Source organism: Pseudomonas sp. PAGU 2196, from assembly GCF_022179005.1.
GTDB lineage: Bacteria > Pseudomonadota > Gammaproteobacteria > Pseudomonadales > Pseudomonadaceae > Aquipseudomonas > Aquipseudomonas kermanshahensis.
On record NZ_BNTL01000016.1, the window covers coordinates 22,805 to 43,105 of the forward strand.

The 20,301-nt window shown below is 63.8% G+C and carries 10 protein-coding genes; 7 read left to right on the forward strand and 3 right to left on the reverse strand.

Annotated features, from left to right (window positions below):
- Positions 1 to 239: 239 nt before the first annotated feature.
- From MFF34_RS15605 to MFF34_RS15635, 7 genes are read left to right on the forward strand one after another with little or no spacing between them, the layout of a single operon-like run.
- Positions 240 to 2,261, forward strand: coding sequence for a capsular polysaccharide biosynthesis protein (locus MFF34_RS15605; RefSeq protein ID WP_238215119.1), 2,022 nt, complete (start codon positions 240 to 242; stop codon positions 2,259 to 2,261).
- Positions 2,201 to 3,520 carry a capsule biosynthesis protein gene (locus tag MFF34_RS15610; RefSeq protein ID WP_238215121.1) on the forward strand — a complete coding sequence of 440 codons (1,320 nt, stop codon included), beginning with the start codon at positions 2,201 to 2,203 and terminating at the stop codon, positions 3,518 to 3,520. The genes MFF34_RS15605 and MFF34_RS15610 overlap by 61 nt, the downstream gene beginning before the upstream one ends.
- On the forward strand, positions 3,517 to 4,293 hold the full coding sequence (locus tag MFF34_RS15615) for an SDR family oxidoreductase (RefSeq protein ID WP_027595982.1): 777 nt from the start codon (positions 3,517 to 3,519) through the stop codon (positions 4,291 to 4,293). The genes MFF34_RS15610 and MFF34_RS15615 overlap by 4 nt, the downstream gene beginning before the upstream one ends.
- Before the next feature lie 7 nt (positions 4,294 to 4,300).
- Entirely contained in the window at positions 4,301 to 5,935 is a 1,635-nt protein-coding gene (locus MFF34_RS15620; RefSeq protein WP_238215269.1) for an LTA synthase family protein, read from the forward strand.
- A 4-nt stretch (positions 5,936 to 5,939) separates the two neighbouring features.
- Positions 5,940 to 6,509 carry a GNAT family N-acetyltransferase gene (locus MFF34_RS15625; RefSeq protein WP_308445364.1) on the forward strand — a complete coding sequence of 190 codons (570 nt, stop codon included), beginning with the start codon at positions 5,940 to 5,942 and terminating at the stop codon, positions 6,507 to 6,509.
- The gene (locus tag MFF34_RS15630) at positions 6,506 to 8,635 is read left to right on the forward strand and encodes a capsular polysaccharide biosynthesis protein (RefSeq protein ID WP_238215126.1); all 2,130 of its coding nucleotides are present in this window, start codon (positions 6,506 to 6,508) and stop codon (positions 8,633 to 8,635) included. The genes MFF34_RS15625 and MFF34_RS15630 overlap by 4 nt, the downstream gene beginning before the upstream one ends.
- Positions 8,636 to 8,638: 3 nt before the next feature.
- A complete protein-coding gene (locus tag MFF34_RS15635) occupies positions 8,639 to 9,682 on the forward strand; it encodes a phytanoyl-CoA dioxygenase family protein (RefSeq protein ID WP_238215127.1) in 1,044 nt (347 codons plus the stop codon).
- 481 nt (positions 9,683 to 10,163) lie between these two features.
- On the opposite strand, the gene MFF34_RS15640 is transcribed toward MFF34_RS15635, so the two are convergent.
- The 3 genes from MFF34_RS15640 to MFF34_RS15650 form a co-directional block, all read right to left on the reverse strand.
- Entirely contained in the window at positions 10,164 to 10,907 is a 744-nt protein-coding gene (locus tag MFF34_RS15640; RefSeq protein ID WP_238215130.1) for a hypothetical protein, read from the reverse strand.
- 294 nt (positions 10,908 to 11,201) lie between these two features.
- Entirely contained in the window at positions 11,202 to 12,554 is a 1,353-nt protein-coding gene (locus tag MFF34_RS15645; RefSeq protein ID WP_238215131.1) for an aminotransferase class I/II-fold pyridoxal phosphate-dependent enzyme, read from the reverse strand.
- Between the two features lie 8 nt (positions 12,555 to 12,562).
- Positions 12,563 to 20,065, reverse strand: a complete 7,503-nt coding sequence (locus tag MFF34_RS15650) for a type I polyketide synthase (protein WP_238215141.1) — start codon at positions 20,063 to 20,065, stop codon at positions 12,563 to 12,565.
- Between the last annotated feature and the right edge of the window lie 236 nt (positions 20,066 to 20,301).

Sequence of the window (20,301 nt, forward strand, 5' to 3'; positions counted from 1 at the left end):
CCTAACCCCCCGCTAGATATCACCACCTTGAACCGAGGAGTCTGCTACGAATAGATATCATTTTGATGCTATACGTCAGCATTTTGCGCAGATTGTCTAATTTCTTTTTGCGATTTTTTACCAGCGGCGCGCCTACCAAACTGAATTTGTATTAATATTCGCCATCCTTTGTTTCCACCGGACCTGCAGGGCTACTGGCCCCTGCCGCCCCTTTGCTGAATGGATGCCGCTCCACGTTTATGGACGACGCTTCGCCCCGCCCTCGCCTGCTGGTCCTGTCAAAGGGAGCCCAGCGCATCACTACGTTGCCTGCATTGCTGCCCGACTTCGCGCTGCAAAACGGAGCTGTGCGCGATGTCGAGCTTGCTGATTGGGTAATGGCTTGGGGTCGCAAGCCGAGCGCCATCAAAGCAATGGCCGAGGCGAACAAAGCAGGCAAGCCTGTACTGACTCTGGAGGATGGCTTTCTTCGTTCCGTAGGCCTGGGTGCCGATGAGCCTCCGCTGTCGCTGATAGTCGACAATGTCGGTGTGTACTACGACGCCACTCAGCCATCACGGCTGGAACAATTGATTGCCACCCCCCTCAGCACTGAAGCAACCCAGCGGGCTCTGGAGCTGCGCACCCTTTGGCAGCAACAACGGGTCTCCAAGTACAATGACGCACGTATTGAACAGCCAGACCTGCCGACAGATTGCGTACTGGTAGCAGACCAGACTTGTGGTGATGCCTCACTACAGGGCGCGGGGGTGGGCGATTTCCGGGCAATGCTCGATACAGCGTTAGCGCGCTACCCGCACAGCACCATCGTGCTCAAGGTACATCCCGACGTAGTGGCCGGTCGTAAGGCTGGACATTTCGACCTAGCGGAACTAGCTAGTAATCCTCGGGTATTGGTGCTGACACGCAACATCCACCCGGCCGATCTGCTGCCGCGCATGCGTGCGGTGTTCGTGATGACATCGCAACTGGGCTTCGATGCCCTGCTTTGGAATGTGCCGGTACACACCTGGGGCATGCCTTTTTATGCAGGCTGGGGCCTTACTGATGACCGCTTGCCGGCACCCTCGCGACGTAGATCCGTAACGTTGGCTCAGTTGATCCACGCCAGCCTGGTGGATTACCCCCGCTATGTATGCCCTGAGCGGGGCGAACCATGCACGCCAGAAGTGCTGATCAGCTGGCTGGGCCTGCAGCGGCGTCATCGCAGCGTGCTGCCAGGTAGCGTGCAAATGCTAGGTTTCAGTCGCTGGAAGGAGCCACTGGCAAACCTGTTCTTCAACGGTGCGGCCATCCGCTTCGTCAAGCCAAAGCAGCGGCTGGCAGAAAACTTGCCGGTGGTCTCCTGGGGTTGCAAGCACGACGCAGAACTTAGCACCCACCCGCTGCCGGTCAACAGGGTAGAAGATGGCTTTCTGCGTTCGGTCGGCCTAGGTGCAGGTAAAGCTCGCCCGTTGTCGTGGGTGATCGACGACATCGGCATTTATTACGACGCTACCCGGCCTTCCAGGCTGGAGCGAATTTTGGCCAACGAACCGTTCACCCCGCGTCTGATAGCTCGCGCGGAAGCATTGCGTCAGGCCATCTGCGCTGCTGGGCTGACCAAATACAACCTGCCGGGGGGCAGCTGGGATCGTCCTGCGCACGCTAAGCGAATAATTCTGGTCGCCGGCCAAGTCGAGGGCGACGCATCGATTCGCTTCGGCGGCAACCGTATCCGCAACAACCTGCAGCTGCTGCGCACTGTACGCAAGCAAAACCCCGAAGCCTGGATTCTGTACAAGCCTCATCCGGAAGTGCTTGCTGGTACCCGAGCCCGCGGCGATGACGAAGCACAGACCGTGCACTGGTGCGACGAAGTGATCGGCGATACGCCTCTGCAGCAGTTGCTGGAAGTGGTCGACGAATTGCATGTACTGACCTCGCAGTCCGGCTTCGAAGCCTTGCTGCGTGGGGTACCGGTTACCACCTACGGCCAACCTTTTTATGCCGGGTGGGGGCTGACCCGCGATCTGGACCTGCAGCCACAAGTGCAGGCGCGGCGTAGCCGCCAGTTGACGCTGGATGAGCTGGTAGCCGGCACACTGCTGCTCTACCCCACCTATGTAAGCCTGGTCACCAATCGGTTCACCACTGCTGAACAGACCCTTTACGAATTACAAAACTGGCACGCGATACCGCAGCCTGGAGCAACCTCCCGATGGCAGGACTTGATTCGACGCTTGAGCAGTTTGTTGGGCATGAAGCGCCCGACCAACTGAATGCAAGGGCGACGCGTGGTCCGCTGCTGCGCGCCCCCTCTAACCATTTTCTGTTTCTGCAGGGGGTTAGTTCGCCCTTTTTCAGCCGCCTGGCGAAAGGCCTGCGCGATATCGGCCAGCGTGTGCACAGCGTGCGCTACAACGTTGGCGATACCTTCTATGGACCTAGCGGTGGGCAGCTGACTTGCCCGCACCGCGCAGAGGACATGGACGCCTGGTATGCCGATACGTTTCGCCGGCTCGACATCACTGACCTGGTCCTGTTCGGCGACTGCCGTCCGGTGCACCGCCCAGCGGTAAAACTGGCGCGATTGTTGGGCATCCGCGTGCATGTATTCGAAGAAGGCTATTTCCGACCCTACTGGGTGACCTTGGAGCGTGATGGCGTGAACAACAATTCACGCCTGCCACGTGATCCGCAGTGGTACCGCGATGTAGGCAAGCACATACCGCGCTACCAGAACGGTAATGCGTTCAAGCTGTCATTCGCTGCCCGCGCCACCCATGATGTGCTGTACCACGCCGGTGGGGCACTGAACGCGCTGTGTTACCCGCGCTATCGCACCCACGCACCCTTCAACGCTGCAGTGGAATACGCGGGATTCATCCGCCAGGGCATTCGCCTGCTGCGTGCCCGCGTGCACGATGATGCCTTGGTCGCAGAGGTGGCACGCGAGCGTCACCCCACCTTCCTATTGCCCTTGCAACTGGATAGCGACGCGCAAATTCGCGACCACTCGCCCTTTCAGAACATGACTGAGGTGATCGAGCACGTCATCGACTCGTTCTCGCTCAACGCACCGTTCGATGCACGCCTGCTGGTCAAGAACCACCCGCTGACGCCTGGGCTGATCAACTACCGCAAGGTCACCGAGAAATTGGCCCGCAAATACGATGTGGCCGAACGCGTCGATTATCTCGAAAGCGGGCATATGCCCACCCTGCTCTCGCACATCACCGGGATGATCACCGTTAACAGCACGGCGGGGGCTTCGGCGCTGCTGCACCATCGCCCGACCTGTACACTGGCCGAGCCGATATATGCCATACCGGGCCTGACGCACCAAGGCGGACTGGACGACTTCTGGCAGAACCCCGAGGCGCCCGACAACACGTTGTTCCAGCGTTTTCGCAACACAGTCATCCACACCACCCAGGTCAACGGCGGTTTCTACACCGGCTGCGGCATCGACATGGCGGTCACCAATTGCCTCGAAGTGCTGATGGCGAAAACTTCAAGAATCGAAAAATACCTATGAACCACACCGCTTCACCCCGCTGCATCCTCATCACCGGCGCCACCGGCGGCATCGGCGGCGCGCTGGCGCCTGCCTATGCCGCGCCGGGCGTGACGCTGATTCTGCAAGGCCGGCGCCTGGACCGCCTGGATGAGATGGCCGAGCAGTGCCGCGCCTTGGGCGCCGAGGTACTGCTGGAAGCCATCGACGTGCGCGACCTGGATGGCCTGCGGGCGATGGTGCGGCGGGTCAGCGAGGCGCATCAGCCAGACTTGGTGCTGGTCGGTGCCGGGCTTAACACGGCAGTGGGCGCCAATGGCGAGGCCGAGTGCTGGGACGACAGCCGGGCGTTGCTCGAGGTGAATGTGATGGCGGCGCTGGCCACCGTGGAAGCGGCGCTGCCGGCCATGCGCAGCCGGGGCCATGGGCAGATTGCGCTGTTCAGCTCGCTGGCGGGCTGGCGTGGGTTGCCGGTGACGCCAACCTACAGTGCCAGCAAGGCGGCGATTCGGGTGTATGGCGAAGCGATCCGCGATTGGCTGGCGCCGGAAGGGGTGAAGGTGAATGTGATCGTGCCGGGCTACGTGGAGTCGAAGATGTGCTTCGAAATGCCGGGGCCCAAGCCGTTTTTGTGGACCGCCGAAAAAGCGGCCAAGCGCATCAAGCGTGGGCTGGCTGCTAACCAGGCGCGTATCAGTTTTCCGTTCCCGCTCAACCTGGGCACCTGGCTGCTGGGGCTGATCCCGCAGTGGCTTTCTTCGATGATCCTGCGTGGGCTGAAGTACAGTGATTGATGTTTCTCTGCTGCCGGTTGCGTTGATCGGCCTGATGCTGACCGTGCTGGTCGAACGCTTGTTGATACCCCGCCCTGCCCTGCGCCGCCCGGCTGACTGCTGGATGCTGCATGTGGGTTTGTGGTGCGTGGGGTTTGGGTTGCTGTATGCGCTGACCGCGCGGCCGCTGTTCAGTGGCGTGAACCTGCTGTTGCTGTGGGTGCTGATCGTGCTGGTGAGTAACTCGAAGTACCACTCGCTGCGCGAACCGTTTGTGTGTGCGGATTTCGAGTACTTCAGCGATGCGGTGAAGTTTCCGCGGTTGTATTTGCCGTTCTTTGGGTTTGGCAAGGCGGCAGTGCTGGCGGTCGGGTTTCTGGTTTACCTGTGGGCGGGCTTGCGCTTCGAGGTGCCGGGGGCGCGGGTTGAGGCGTTGCTGCCGGTGGTGATTGGCCTGGGATTGCTGCGGTTGGGGCATCGTCGGGTGGTGCCGAGCTTTGATGCCGAGCGCGATGTGCGGGGCTGGGGGTTGGCGGCTAGTTTGTGGCGGTATTTTTGGGCGGCGCGGGCACCGGTTGATCAGGCTGGGTTGGGGTCGCCGTTTGCTTGTGAGGGTAGTGTCAGGGCGGCTGGCGCATTCGCGGGTAAACCCGCTCCCACAGGGGATGGGGGTGGGGTGGGGTCGCCGGTTGACTGTGAGGGTAGTGTCAGGGCGGCTGGTGCATTCGCGGGTAAACCCGCTCCCACAGGGAATGGGCTGGCGGACTTGGTGTCGGTGCAGAGCGAGTCGTTCTTTGATGTGCGTGGCTTGTGGCCTGGCGTGCGGGCTGAGGTGCTGGGCGAGTATGACGTGCTGGCCAGCCAGGCGCTTGCGCGCGGCAAGCTGCAGGTGGCGGCGTGGGGGGCCAACACGGTACGTACCGAGTTCGCCTACCTCACGGGCATCCCGTCCGAGCGGCTTGGCGTGCACCGTTTCAACCCTTATCGCGTACTGGCGCGCCGGGGCTTGCCGAGCATCGCTTCGCGGCTGAAGGCGCTGGGCTATCGCACGGTGTGCATTCACCCGTATGACGGTGGGTTCTACGGCCGCAATAAAGTGCTGCCGGCGTTGGGCTTCGATGAGTTCATCGATGTGCGCGCATTCGACGCGTCGCAAAAGGCCGGGCCTTTCATTGGCGATTGCGCGGTTGCGCAGAAGATTCGCGAACTGCTGGAGGCGCCTGGGCGTACTCAGCCGTTGTTCATCCACGCGGTCACCATGGAAAACCACGGGCCGCTGCACCTGGAAAGCGTGGCCGAGCACGAGCTGCCGGCCTGGTTCGACCGCCCGTTGCAACCGGGCATGCAAGACCTGGCGCCTTACCTGCGGCATATCGGCAATGCCGATCGCATGCTTGGCATGCTGCGCGAAACGCTACTGAGCCAGCCCAACGAAGCGCTGCTGTGCTTCTTTGGTGACCATGTACCGATCCTGCCCGAGGTTTACCAGGCGGTCGGCGCGCCGGCCGGCGACACCGACTACCTGATCTGGTCCAACCGGCGCCAGCCTGGCAGCCAAGCGTGCCCCATCGCTGTGCACAAGCTGTCCAGCGCACTGCTGGCACACGCCCAGGCGCCCGCACAGGGCCAGGCGGCGCACAGTGCCGTGGCTGGGGTAGCCTGACGACGTGGTGCGCATCGTTCTGGGATCGGATCTGGCGCCGGAGCGTGCCGCAGACCCTGCCTTGGCCCAGTTGCTGACCCAGGGGCGCGGTTCGCTGGCGTTTCTGATCGGTAACCCTGCTAGCCGCTATCGCCTGCTGGGCGGGGCCATCCACTGGGACCGCGTGCTGCTGGCCTTCGAGGGCGAGCAGGCGCTGGGCTTTGCCGCCTTGAAGCATGACGGGCGTGGGCCATTTGCGCTGCACTGGCGGCCGTTCATTCGCGAGTTCGGGCTAATCAGTGGCTGGGTGCGCTTTGCCGGGTTTTGCCTGAGCGAGCTGCGCGAGTGGCGTTACCCGTTCTTGTTGTATGGGCTGCGCGTGAGCAAGGCGGCTCGCCAGCAAGGCATGGGGGCGGCGTTGGTGCAGGCGTGCTGTGCGCATGCGGCCAAGCTAGGCTTTACCGAGGTCGAACTAGAAGTGCCGCTGAACAACCCGCGGGCCAAACGGCTGTACCTGCACAATGGCTTTGCCCTGCGCCGCAAGCGTTGGGTGCCGTTCCCGCCGGTGCGTGGCATGTGGCGGGGGGTGCCATGAACCGTATTGAAGCGCCGGCAGCGGTGGCCTTGCAAGCACTGGTGGACGGCCCGGGTTGGGTCGGCATCATGTCGCAGTGGGTTGCCTGGAAGGTGCTGCACCTGCCGCAGTTTCTTGGGCCCGAGGGCCCGCCCTTCTGGCTGTGGCGCCGGGGTAGCAAGGCGCCGAAGGGGCTCAAGGCGATTGCCGGCATCGGCTACAAGCAGTCTTCTGCGCAGGCGCGCGTGTTGTGCCAGCGCTGGGGGCTGCCTTATATCGCGCTGGAGGACGGTTTTTTACGGTCTTCGTCGCTGGGCATCGAAGGCGACACGCCGATGTCGATGGTGGTCGACCCGATAGGCATTCACTACCTGGCAGACCGGCCTTCGCTGCTCGAGAACATCCTGCAACAGCCTGAGGCGCTGACCGAGCACGAGTTGGAGTGCGCGCACGCGCTGATCTCGCTGATGCGCAGCACGGGCATCGGCAAGTACAACAATGCCCAGGACCTGCCCGCAGACGACCCGCTGGGCCGTGAGCGGCCGTTGGTGCTGGTGGTTGACCAGACGGCGGGCGACTATTCAATCCCCGGTGGCGGTTTGTGCGAAGCGGACTACGTGCGCATGCTCGATGTCGCCTTGGCCGAGCACCCTGATGCCGATGTGCGGGTGCGTATTCACCCGGACTGCCTGGGCGGGCAGAAACCCAGCTGCCTGCTGGCCGCAGCGCAAGCCCGGGGCGTGCCGCTGGAGGCACGGCCAGTGGCGTGGGCGTCGTTGGCCAAGCGGGCGCAGCGGGTGTATGTGGGCACCAGCCAGGCTGGGCTCGAGGCGTTGATTCAGGGCGTGGCGGTGACCTGCTTCGGGCTGCCGTTTTACGCTGGCTGGGGCCTGACCGACGACCGCATGCCCATCCCCCGCCGCCAGGCGCGGCCGAGCCTGGAGCAATTGGTGGCGGCGGCGTACATCCGTTATTGCCGCTATGTCGACCCGCTCACCGGCCAGCTGACCGATGCGCTGACCGTCGCTCGCCAGCTGGCGCGCAAAAAGGCACGCGACACTGAATTTGCCGGGCCTACCACGGTGCTGGGGGTCAAGCGCCACAAGCAGCACAACATTCGCCGCTTCTTTGCCAGCCGCTGGGGCCAGCTGCGCTTTACCGTGGATAGCCCGCAACTGGTGCAGCAGGTGGCGGCAGAAAACGGCCGGCTGCTGGTGTGGGCGGCGCGGGAGCCCGCCAGCCTGGCTGAACGCGCCCGCCAGCAGGGGGTGCCGATCTGGCGGGTCGAGGACGGCTTCATGCGGTCCACGGGGTTGGGGGTGAGTAACAGCCCGGCCCTGTCGTTGGTGCTGGACCGTGGCGGCATTCACTATGACGCCGCGTCGGACAGTGACCTGGAATGGCTGCTGCTCAATACCGACTTCGATGACGCCAGCCTGGCCGAAGCCGCGCAGTTAAGGGCGCAGATCGTCGCCAGCGGCACCAGCAAGTTCAACCTGCGCAGCGGGCCGATTCCGCCGTTGCTAGGCCAACCGGGCCAAACACGGGTGCTGGTGGTCGGCCAGGTCGAAGATGACGCTTCGGCGCTGTGCAGTGGCGGCGGCGCAGGCTGCAACCTGCGCCTGCTGCAACGGGTGCGCGCGCAGTTGCCGGACGCCTGGATCATCTACAAACCCCACCCGGACGTTGAGGCCGGCAAGCGCCAGGGCCAGGTTGCCCCGGCGCTACTGACGGGCCTGGCCGACCAGGTGTTGGGCGGTGTCGATATCGCCAGCCTCTACGGCCAGGTCGATGCGCTGCACACCTTGAGCTCCACCGCTGGCTTCGAAGCGCTGCTGCGCGGCGTGCCGGTGGTGACTTACGGCACACCGTTCTATGCCGGCTGGGGGTTGACCCACGACCACCAGCCGCTGCCGCGCCGCACCCGGCGCCTGACCCTGGACCAGTTGGTAGCCGGCGCCTTGATGCGCTATGCGAGCTATGCCGACGTTCAGCAAGACTTGCCCTGCGATGCCTGGCACGCCCTCGCTTGCCTGTCGATGCCGCGCCCTGCGCGGTTGGCCGAACACCGGCGCGTGGCGCCGCTGCTCAATTACTCCCGGACCATGCTCGGCTGCGGCCGGCCACTGGCCCCATCAAAGGACTAGAACATGCCCGTATCGATCAAGGACATCGGCCGCTATGCGGCGCTCCCCTGGCATTGCATGCAACTGGCCACCCACGCGAAATCGTTCGAGAACAACCCGGTGCTCGGCAGTGCGCGGCTCAACGCCCTTGGCCTGCATGTGCAGCGTCGCCAATTGGCGATGGCCATGGCCAGCTACCGTCGCCAGGCCCTGGCACCGCGCCTGGATGCCGGCGAGCGTGCGCATTTTGAGGAAAACGGGTTTTTCATTCGCGAAAACGCCCTGCCCGCTGAGCAGTTCGCGGCGTTGCGCGCAGAGTTGGGTGCCTTGCGCAGCACGGGTTGGGAGATGCGCCAAGGGCGTGCGGTTACCCGCCGGGTCAGCCTTGACCAGGATGTGCTGGCCAGCAACCCAGCCAGTGCGGCGTTTGTGGCAGACCGTGGGGTACGGGACCTGATTGCCTATGCATCGTCCAACACGGGCGGCATTACCTATCAGCTGCAGTCGATCATCATCGATGCTGCCAATGCCGACCAAGACCCGCAAACCCGCCTGCACGCAGACACCTTCCACCCCACCGCCAAGGCGTGGTTATTCCTGGATGACGTGGCCGACGACCAGGGGCCGTTCAGCTATGTGCCGGGGTCGCACCGCCTGACGCCCGAGCGCCTGGCCTGGGAGTATCAGCAAAGCCTGGGCGCTGCCCGCTCGACCGAACAGATGCACCGCGAGGGCTCGTTCCGTATCGACACCCCCGACCTCGCTGCCCTGGGCCTGCCGCAGCCGCGCCGCTTTGCGGTGCCCGCCAATACCTTGGTGGTGGCCGATACATCCGGCTTCCACGCCCGCTGCGCCAGCCACCAGGCCAGCCACCGAGTAGAAATTTACGCCAGCTTGCGGCGCAACCCGTTCATCCCTTGGCGCGGGGCGCACCTGTTTGCCCTGCCGTGGATTGCCAACCATCACATGCGCTGGGACATCCGCCTGAAGCGCTGGATGGGGTTTGACAAGAAGAGCCATTGGCGGTTTGTGGAGCAGCTGAATGCCTATGAGCCGCCGCATATTTGAGGCGGTTATCCCGTCGGTCAGCACGGACCGGTAGGAGCAGCCTTGTGCTGCGAAGACGCCAGTGGCAGCAGCGAAGATTGATTGTGCTGGCACCGGCCTCTTCGCAGCGCAAGGCTGCTCCTACAAGTGGCTGCGCCTGGCGAAAGCCTTTGCGTGTGCTCAGTTATTCCTTCGGTCAGCACAGACACCTGTAGGAGCAGCCTTGCGCTGCGAAGACGCCAGTGGCAGCAACGAAGATTGATTGTGCTGGCACCGGCCTCTTCGCAGCGCAAGGCTGCTCCTACAAGTGGCTGCGCCTGGCGAAAGCCTTTGCGTGTGCTCAGTTATCCCGTCGGTCAGCACGGACCTGTAGGAGCAGCCTTGTGCTGCGAAGAGGCCAGTGGCAGCAACGAAGATTGATTGTGCTAGCACCGGCCTCTTCGCAGCACAAGGCTGCTCCTACAAGTGGCTGCGCCTGACGGAAGCCCTTGTTTGTGCAAGATTAAAAACTGACGCCGAGTTTTATACCGTATTCATCCTGCACCTGCGTATCCGTTGAGGTCATTACAAACTGCCCGTCCAACTCATATTCAAAGCGGCTGTAATACAACGAGGCAATCACCGGTACCACGCCATCCTGATTAAACAGCAGGCTCATTTCGGCAAATGGGTGAGTGCCGTCTTTCAAGTCCACTTTCTCGTTGCTGATGCCATGGATTTCCAATTGCGAATCACCATTGATCAGCTTACGCACGCCAGCTTCGAAACGTAGGGTCGCGGTATTGAACCGGTAGTTGTAACCCAACGCCACCTTGGCAAAAGGCGTGCGGTTGGTGAGGTCGATGTCGTACTTGCGGTTGTTCGGCTGCAGGCGGTTCCATTTGTAACCGCCGCCCACCAGCAGGTCGACGGAATGGCGCTCAGCCAGCGCAATACGCCAGCCCAAGTCGAGGTCGGCCTGCGCGTCCTTGACCTTCTGGTTCTGGTGCTTGCTATAGAGGCCGCTGAGTTCTGCCTGATAAATGAACCCGTCGGTTGACGTCATTTTATTGCCGAAGTTAATGAATGCGCCGGCTTCTGGCATATGTTCCGTGTCGGTTTTACCGTGCCCGGTGAATTCCTGTTCGGTGTAGCTTCCCTGTAAGCCAAACGCAAAAGCCGGTGCAGTGTGAGAAGTCGCATCGCAAACGGTTGGCACGGCGCAGACGCACACCGATACAACAGCAGCAAGAGTCACTCTGCTCATAAGTACTCCATCGGATACACGACGGGCCCAGGGGGTGGCCCGGTTAATGATCACGATAGTCGTATTTTTTAAAGTTGCAGGCGTTACACAAACTTTACACAGACACTTTTTCGCGTCGCTTTAAAGAGGAATTATTTAGATGTTTAACACTAGAGCGCTCGAAGTAAGTTCGGCTTTTCTTGCTTCGATTTAATATGATTAGCCGCTTTGCAGTGGCCAGATTCCAGCTATCATTGATGGCTCATTGATAGCACGCCAAAAGGGCTGCCAAGCAGCCCCTCAGACCTTACCCCATCACCCCAGCCGCGCCATCTCTTCAGCGACCACCGCCACGGTGTGCTGGATCTGCTCGGGCGTATGCTCGCACGAGACAAAGAAGCGCACCCGCGCCGCCTGCTCCGGCACGGCCGGGTAGACGATGGGCTGGGCATTGATGCCCCGCTCGAACAGGGCACTGGACAACCGCCCCGCCTTGAACGAACTGCCGGTAATCACCGGGATCACCGCAAGCCCCGTGCTGGTGGCGGTGTCCAGGCCCGCTTCACGCGCCAGGCGCAAGAACAACTCGCCCCGCGCCTGCACCTGGGCAACCCGCCCGTTATCCGCCGCCAGCAGCTGCAACGCCGCCAAGGCCGACGCTGCGACAGCCGGCGGCATGCCGACGCTGTACAAAAAGCCCGGGGCCAGAAACTTAAGGTGCTCGATCAGCGCCGTGCTGCCAGCGATATACCCGCCGCAACTGGCCAAGGTCTTGCTCAAGGTGCCCATCCAGATGTCGACGTCATCACCCGCCAGGCCAAAGTGCTCACGGATACCTTTACCCGTGGCCCCCATCACGCCCAGCGAATGCGCTTCATCCACCATCAGAAACGCTTTGTGCTTGCGCTTGATGTCGACGAACCGGGGCAGCTCAGGGTAGTCGCCGTCCATGCTGTAGATGCCTTCGACCACCACCAGCACCCGCTCAAAGTGCTGGCGCTGCTCGCTCAACAGGCGGTCCAGCGCCTGCCAGTCGTTATGCGCAAAGCTCAAACGCCGTGCACCGGACAACTGAATGCCCTGCAGGACGCTGTTATGAATCAGCTCGTCATGCACCACCAAGTCGCGCGGCCCGAACAGGTAGCCGATGGTGGTGACGTTGGTGGCATGGCCGCTGACCATCACCACGGCGTCGTCCACCTCGTACAGCCTGGCCAACCCCTGCTCCAGCTCACGGTGCAGCGGGCGATCACCCGATACCGGGCGGCTGGCAGACACCGAGGTGCCGTAGCGGTCGATCGCCGCCTTGGCCGCCTCGGCAACGTTGGGGTGGCCGGAATACCCCAGGTAGTTGTAACTGGCGAAGTTCAGGTACTCACGCTCGCCAATCTGGGTTTGCGCGCCGGCGGTGCCTTGGTGCAAGCGGAAAAACGGGTTGCTCAGCCCCAGCCGCTGCGCGGTTTGTTGCATCACCCGCAGGTGCTGGTAACCCGGGTGCTGGTCGAAACGGTAAAACGCTTCAGGCACCTTCAATGCAGCCTGCTGCACCTGCTCCAGGGTGGCACCTTCCGCGCCTTCGGCGCCTGTGTTACGGCGCCGCGCAAGGGCTTGCTGGATCAGGCGTTGCTTGGCGTCGCCACCAAGGCCGGTCGGGGTTTTGGCTGTCATCTGAGCTCTTAGTCAATCAATCGGTTAGGTGCCACACTGGTCTCGGCCAGTTCTGCATTCAGTTCAGCCACTTGTTCGGCGCTGAGTTCGCTGCCATGACGGGCGAGCACGTTTTGCGCCAGCTGGTCTTCGCCAGTGCCGGCTTCACCGCGCAACAGCTCAAGCAAGCGCACGCTGAGCTTATCGATGCTGGAACTGTCACTGAGTTCCATGACCGGCAGGCGAATGCCGAAGCGCTCTTCCAACGCCACCACCAACTCGACACTCATCAGCGAGTCCAGCCCCAGTTCCTGCAGCGGGCGCTGTGCATCCAGGCGCGCGGGCGGCAGGCGCAGAATCTCGCACACCTCGTGCTTGAGCATCTCGGCAAAGCGCTCGAGCAATTCGGCATCGTCAAGCTCGGCCAGCATACGCTGGATGTCTTCACCGCCGTTGTCGTCTTCCTGGTCACCGCCGTGGGCACGGGCCAGTTCGCTGAAGCGTGGCGAGGTGGCGGTCGGCAGGAAGCGCGACAGGGCTTTGAAGTCCAGCTCGAGCACGCCTTGGCCGTTGTCACCGCTCAGCAGCATGGCTTCGAGCTGCGCCAAGGCCGCCTCGGCGCGCAGGGCAGCACCGCCCATGCGGCTTTGCAGGGCATCCTTGATCTGGCTGTTGCGGGCCAGGAAGCCGACGTCGTCAATCGCGCCCCACAGCACTGCAGTGGCCGCCAGCCCTTGGGCACGACGGTGGCGCGCCAAGGCTTCGAGCCAGTGGTTGGCGGCGACGTAGTTAGCCTGGCCGGGGTTGCCGAACAGGGTGGTGGCCGACGAGAACATCACGAAGAAGTCCAGCGGCAACGCTTGGGTCAGTTCATGCAGGTACTGCGCGCCCTTGGCCTTGGGCTCAAGCACGCGACGCAGCTGGTCGCCATCAAGGTTGCGGATCAGGCTGTCGTCGATCACTGTCGCCGCATGCACCAGGCCTCGCAGCGGCCATGGGCTGGCTGCGATGCGCTCGAACACCGCGCGCAGCTGGCCGGCATCCGTGATATCGCAAGCCACTGCCTGCACATCGATACCTTGAGCCTGCCACAGCGCCAGCTGCGGCTGGGCCTCGGCACTGGCCGGGCCACGGCGGCCCAGCAACACCAGATGGCGGGCGCCCTTGTCGATCAACCATTGCGCCGTGCGCAGGCCGAAGCCACCCAGGCCACCGGTGACCAGGTAACTGGCATCGGCTGCCAATTGCACGTTACGCAGCGGTTGATCGCGGGTATCGACCGTGCGTTCGATCGGGTTGGCGTAGGTGATCACGACCTTGCCGATCTGCCGCGCCTGCTGCATGTAGCGGTAGGCTTCGACCACCTGGTTGGCGTCGAACTCGCGGAATGGCAGCGGGTGCAGGATGCCTTGGGCAAACAGCGCCATCATTTCGGCGAACAGGCGACGGGTCAGTTGCGGGCGTTCGCTCATCAGCTGGTCGGCGTCGATGCCGAAGTAGCTGATGTTGTTGCGGAACGGGCGCAAGCCGATGCGGGTGTTCTGGTAGAAGTCGCGCTTGCCCAGTTCGAGGAAGCGGCCAAACGGCTTCAGCACACGCAGGTTGCGGTTGATCGCCTCCCCTGCCAGCGAGTTCAGCACCACATCGACGCCACGCCCGCCGGTTGCGGCCAGTACCTGGTCGGCATAGGCCAGCGAACGCGAGTCGTAGACGTTGTCCACGCCCAGCAGGCGCAGGAAGTCGCGCTTCTCGTCGCTGCCGGCGGTGGCGTGGATCTCGGCACCCAGCCACTTGGCGATCTGGATCGCTGCGATGCCCACGCCGCCCGCTGCGCCGTGGATCAGCACTTTCTCACCCGGCTCTACGCGTGCCAGGTGGTGCAGCGCGTAGTACACGGTGAAGAAGGTGCTCGGAATGGTCGCTGCCGCTTCGAACGACATGCCCTCTGGGATGCGTGCCACGGCGTTGGCGTTGGTCACCAGGCGGTTGGCGAAGCTGCACGGGCCAAAGCCCACCACGCGGTCGCCCGGGGCGAAATCGCCAAGCACGTCAGCGCCCTTGCCTTGCACCACACCGGCAAACTCGAAGCCCAGGGTTGGGCCAGAGAAGCCGTTCTCGATCGCCTCATCAGACAGCAGGCCGAGGGCGAACATCACGTCGCGGAAGTTCAGGCCGGTGGCCCGTACGGCGATGTCCAGCTCGTCCGCCGCCGGTTGGCGCGGCTCGCGCAGCTCCCAACGCAGGTTACGAAGCTGGCCAGGCAGGTCGAAGCCCAGGCACACCCACTGCGCTGCGCTGTCGGCGCTGGCGGGCTGGTCTGCCAATACACGCAGGCGCGGCACATAGCGGCGGCCTTCGGCGTCCAGCGCCAACTCGGTTTCGCTGTCGGCGTGCAGCAACGAGGGCAGCACGTGGTCGATCGGTGCCGCGTGGGCCAGGTCCAGCAGGCGAATGCGGCAATTGACCGATTCGTTGGCCAGGGTGCGGCCAAAGCCCCAGAACGCCGCGTCAGCGATGGCCGCGACGTCGGCGGCGGTGTCGGTGCCGTACAGGTGTTCGGCAGCGCCGCGGGTCAGCAGCCAGCATTGCGGCGCCAACGCCAGGGCTTCGCAGGCCTGTACCAGTGCGGCTGCCTGCAGGCAGCGCTCAGCCTGGCTGTCTAGGCCGGCGGCGCTGTCGAAGCCTGCCAGGTGCAGCACATGCGCTGGCGCCTGGTCCAACGCGCTGAGCTGGGCAGCCAGCGCCTGCGCATCGCCAGGCAGCAGCAGGCTGACGAGCTGGCCTTGGGCACGCAGTTGCGCAGCCAAGCACTCGGCAGCGCCCTGCCCGGCTTCGGCAAGCAACGCCCAGTGTTGCACAGGCACCTCTGCCGAGGCGTGCACAGCGCCCGCAGGCTTGTCGGCCAGCAGCACGTAGCTACCGCACGCGCTGCCAGGCAAGGCATCGACGGTGTGCAGCGGGCCAAGGCCGTGGCGTTGCAGTTCATGGCTCCAGAAGGCCGGGGCCTGCTGACGCGAAAGCGCGTGCTGCGGGCCAGCCAGCCACCAGTCAGGCTCGCCACCGAAGACAAAGTCAGCCCAACGCGCCGGGTATTGCCCCAGCAGCGCCAGTTGGCCATGGGGGTTAAGCTGCGCGCTGGCCTGGCGCAAGGCATCGCCCACTGCGCCAAGTGCGGCGAGGTCGGTCGGCACCAGTGCCCAGTCAAAGCGGCCGGCGTCGGCCAATTGCTCCAGGCTCAGCACGCTCAGCGCAGGGCAATCGTCATGCAGGCGTTGCTGCAGCTCGGGCTCGGCCACAGCGTAGACATAATCGATGCGGTCGAAGTCGAGCCCTGCGTACAACAGCTCGGCAAACGATGCGCCGCCAAAGCCGATTTCCAGCACACGCAGGCGCTGCCCGGCAGGCAATTGCTCAAGGCGCAAGGCCAAAGTTTGGCTGATACCGGTGAGCAGGCGCTGCTGGCCGGCCGCACCGAGCACCAGGCGCGCCAGGCTGCTGCCGCTGGTTTCGCGCGGCAACAGGCTTTCGAGCGTTTGCTCGCCCGTCAGCAAGGTCGGCAGGTGGCGGCCAATACGCCCCACCGAATGAATGATCTGGAAGTACTCGGGGTAGCTCTGGAACAGTTCCTGCCAGATGGCCTCCGACGACGGGCGCTCGTCGCTGCCGACCAACTGCCAGCTGCCATCGGCGTTGTGCAGCACACTGCCGTCCTGCTCGGCATGGCGCAGCAGGGTTGCCAGGTAATCGCCCTGGCCCTGGGACCACAGCGCGACCTGTTCGGCGCTCAGCTGGCCACCGGCCTGCTCGACCAGGTCGAGCACAAAGCTGGCACACAGCACATCCAGCAGCGGTTCGACTTCATTGAGGTAGCGCAACTGCGCCGGCTCGTCGGCCAGGCTGTGCAGCGCGTCGGCCACCGGCGTACCGGCCACGGCGTGGCGTTGCACGGCAACGGCATTGCCCGGTGCCGCCAGGCCGACGTGGCCGAGGCGCTTGATATCGCCACTGCGGTCGTACTGCAGGCGCACGGCGCGCATGCGCGCATCCTTGATCGCCAGCACGGCAGCGCCGCTGGCATCGAACAGGGTGAAATCGACCAACAGCGAATGCGCGGTGCGCTTGCGCTGGCGTACTTCGGCCAGCACCGGCACAGCACCTGCCGTGCTGAAGGCGATACGCCCCAGCTTGACGGGGATGAAGGCCAGCCCGTTGTTGCGGCCCGGGCGGCTGGCCAGCAGTTCGGTAATCAGCTGGAAGGCACCGTCCAGCAGCGCCGGGTGCAGGTGCAGCGCGTCCAGTTCGTGCTCGATGGCGGCAGGCACGGCCAGTTGCGCCAGCACCCGGTCTTCTTCTACCCAAGCCGCGGCGACGGTCTGGTAGGCCGGGCCGTAGTTCAGGCCAACCGCACAGGTCAGTGCCAGGTGCTGCTCGCCGCTGAAGTCCGCCGGGCGCTGTGGCAGCGCCGGCGCACGGGTGTCCAGCATGACCCCACGGGCTTCGCCCGGCAGGCGCGCGACCACGTGCTGCACCCAGTCTTCATGCTGCGCCAGATTGCGCGAAATGATGCGCAGCGTGCCGTCGGCCTCTTCGATGTGCACGCGGACTTTTTTGCTGCCCTCGCTGCTCAGCAGCAGCGGGTTGTGGATTTCCAGCTCTTCGATGTCAACGAACTCACCTGGCTGGTGCAACTGCGCCGCCGCCAGGGCCAACTCGGTGAAACCGGCACCGGGGAACAGCACCGACTCGCCCACTTTGTGGTCGGCCAGGGTCGGGAACAGTTGCGTGTCCAGGCGGTTTTCCCAGGTCAGCGGCTGGTCGACGACGGGGTAACCCAGCAACGGGTGCACGCGCTTGCGGTTCAAGGGGCTGTGCGACTCGGCACTCACCGGCAAGCTGAAGTGATCACGCTGCCAGGCATAGTTCGGCAGGCGTACCTGGCGCCCGGCAACCGGGAAGCGCGTTGCCCACTGCGGCTCGACGCCGGCAATCAGCAGGCGGGCCACGGTGCGCTCCAGCAGCAGCGGGCTGTGGTCGTTGCGCTTGAGCGTGCCGACCACTTGGCCAGGCTGCTCGCACTGGTTCAGCACATCGGTGACGTAGCTGCGCAGAATCGCGTGCGGGCCGATCTCGACGAACAGGTTATGGCCGTTGCGCACCAGCGCGTCCAAGGCGCCCTGGAACAGCACCGGGAAGCGGATGTTCTGCCACCAGTAGTGGTTGCCCAGGCGCTCGCCATCCAGCTCGCCGCCGACCACCGTGGAGTAGAACGGGATCTGCGTGGCGCGCGGGCGGATGTGCGCCAGGTCGTCGATGACGGCCTGTTCAATCGGGTTCATTGCTGGCGAGTGGAAGGCGTAGTCCAGGTCCAGGCGGCGGGCGAACACCTGGCGCTCGGCAAGGGTTTCTTCCAGCAGCGTCAGGGCGTCGACCTCACCTGCCAGGGTGGCGCCACGGGCACTGTTTTCACCGGCGACGACCAGGCGGCCGTCCAGCTTCAGTTCAGTGATCAGCTCGCCAGCGGCTTCACCCGACAGGCCCACGGCGGTCATCTGCCCGGTACCGCGGGTCAGCCCTTGCAGGCGGCTGCGGTGGTAGATCACTTGGGTGGCGTCTTCCAGGCTCAGGGCACCACTGGCCCAGGCCGCGGCCACTTCGCCGACGCTATGGCCGATCACCGCGACAGGGTGGATGCCTTCGGCGGCCAGCACACGGGTCACCGCCACTTGCAAGGCAAACAGCGCCGGCTGGGCGATTTCGGTGCGGGCATAACGGCCTTCGCCGTTGTCACCCAGCAGCTCGGCGCGCAACGAATAGCCCGCCAGTGGCTGGAACAACGCATCCACTTCATCCACCGCAGCAGCAAACAGCGGTTGACCGAGCATCGCCCGGCCCATGCCTTGCCACTGCGAGCCGTTACCGGAGTAGACGAACACCGGCGCCGAGGCGGCTTCCAGTGCCTGGCCGGCTTCGAGCACCGCGCTCAGTTCACTGAGGGTTGGGTCCTGGGCATAGTCGTCCAGGGCCTGGGCGGCTTCGGCGGCATTGTCGCTGACCAGCAGCAGGCGATGGCTGTGAGCGTCCCGGCGGTACATGGCCTGATAGGCCACGTCGTAATAATCCAGCTCCGGGTGGGCGGCCAGGTACGCGGCAAAGCGCTCGGCGGTGGCGCGCAGGCCTTGTTCGGTCTTGCCGCTGAGCAGCAACGGTACGCGTCGCGCCTCGGCAGCTTTAGCCGGCGCAGCCTGCGGCTCGGGGCTCTGCAGGATGACGTGCGCGTTGGCACCGCCAAAGCCGAACGAGTTGACGCCGACCGTCAGTTGGCCTTCAGGCTTGAGCGGCAGCGGCTCGGTGACCACCTGCAGGTTCAGGTCGCCGAACGCGATATTCGGGTTAAGCGCCTTGACCCCGATGGTGGCCGGCACGGTGCGTTCGGTCAGGCAGTTGAGCGCCTTCATCAGGCCCGCCACACCGGACGCGGCTTCCAGGTGGCCAAGGTTGCTTTTGACCGAGCCAATCGGCAACGGGTTGCCATTGCCACGCGCCTGGGCCAGTGCTTCACCGATGGCACGGGTTTCGATCGGGTCACCGACCGAGGTACCGGTACCATGGGCTTCCAGGTAATCGAGCTGGTCGGGGCTGATGCCCGCCTTGGCGTAGGTCTGCTTGAGCAGCGCAGCCTGGGCTTCGGCGTTGGGCAGGGTCAGGCTGGACTTGCGCCCGTCGGTGTTCACCGCACTGGCCGCGACCACGGCCAAAATCGTATTGCCATCGGCCACGGCCTGGTCGTAGTCCTTGAGCAGGAACAACCCACCGCCTTCCGAACGCGCATAGCCATCGCCATTCTCATCGAACGACTGGCAGCGCCCGGTGCGCGACAACATGGTTGCCTTGGCAAAGATCATGAAGCCGAACGGGTGCATGTGCAGGCTGATGCCGCCGGTCAGCGCCTGGTCGACATCACCGCTGAGGATGGCCTGGCACGCCTGGTGGAAGGCCACCAGCGAAGAGGAACAGGCGGTATCGATGGCCATGCTCGGCCCACGCAGGTCGTAGAAGAACGACAGGCGGTTGGCGGCAATGCTCATGGTGTTGCCGGTGGCGGTTGCACCATCGATCGACGCCAGGTCTTCGACCAGCCGGTAGGACTGCTCGACACCGGCGATGCCCAGGTACACGCCACAGTTGCTGCCGCGCAGGCTTGACGGCTTGACCCCGGCGTTTTCGAAGGTTTCCCAGCACATTTCCAGCAGCATGCGCTGCTGGGGGTCCATCATCCCCGCTTCACGCGGCGAAATATTGAAGAACCCCGCGTCGAACGCGCTGATGTCGCCCAAAGTGCCCGCGGCGAAGGTGTAGCTGGTCGCAGGGTTGGCCTTGTCCGGGTGCAGAAACTCAGATTTCTCCCACCGAGAAGGGTCGACCTGGGTGACCAGGTCGCGCCCCTCCATCAGGTTTTGCCAGAAGCTGGCATTGGAAGATCCAGGGAAGCGGTACGAACAGCCAACGATTGCAACCTTTCTACGCTTAATCAAAACCTATTCCTTCAAATCTCATCGGGCACCGTCCCATCCGTCGGACAGCCGGCATGCCTGGCCTGGCCATGAATCTGGCAGGTCGTTTTATGACACTGATGATCGTCTGGTTATCTGAAGCTGCTATGCACGCTGGGAACGCAAGACCTTTGGTCTGAAGCAGGCGTGGGGATATTCAGATTTGTGTGAGGGGATGATACGCGGGTTGGGGGGGTGGGGAAAACCCTGGGGTGCTG

Excerpts from the sequence above, each read along its gene's own strand:
- MFF34_RS15605 (WP_238215119.1), top strand. The coding sequence starts at position 240 with ATGGACGACGCTTCGCCCCGCCCTCGCCTGCTGGTCCTGTCAAAGGGA.
- MFF34_RS15610 (WP_238215121.1), top strand. The coding sequence starts at position 2,201 with ATGGCAGGACTTGATTCGACGCTTGAGCAGTTTGTTGGGCATGAAGCG.
- MFF34_RS15615 (WP_027595982.1), top strand. The coding sequence starts at position 3,517 with ATGAACCACACCGCTTCACCCCGCTGCATCCTCATCACCGGCGCCACC.
- MFF34_RS15630 (WP_238215126.1), top strand. The coding sequence starts at position 6,506 with ATGAACCGTATTGAAGCGCCGGCAGCGGTGGCCTTGCAAGCACTGGTG.
- MFF34_RS15635 (WP_238215127.1), top strand. The coding sequence starts at position 8,639 with ATGCCCGTATCGATCAAGGACATCGGCCGCTATGCGGCGCTCCCCTGG.
- MFF34_RS15640 (WP_238215130.1), bottom strand. The coding sequence starts at position 10,907 with ATGAGCAGAGTGACTCTTGCTGCTGTTGTATCGGTGTGCGTCTGCGCC.
- MFF34_RS15645 (WP_238215131.1), bottom strand. The coding sequence starts at position 12,554 with ATGACAGCCAAAACCCCGACCGGCCTTGGTGGCGACGCCAAGCAACGC.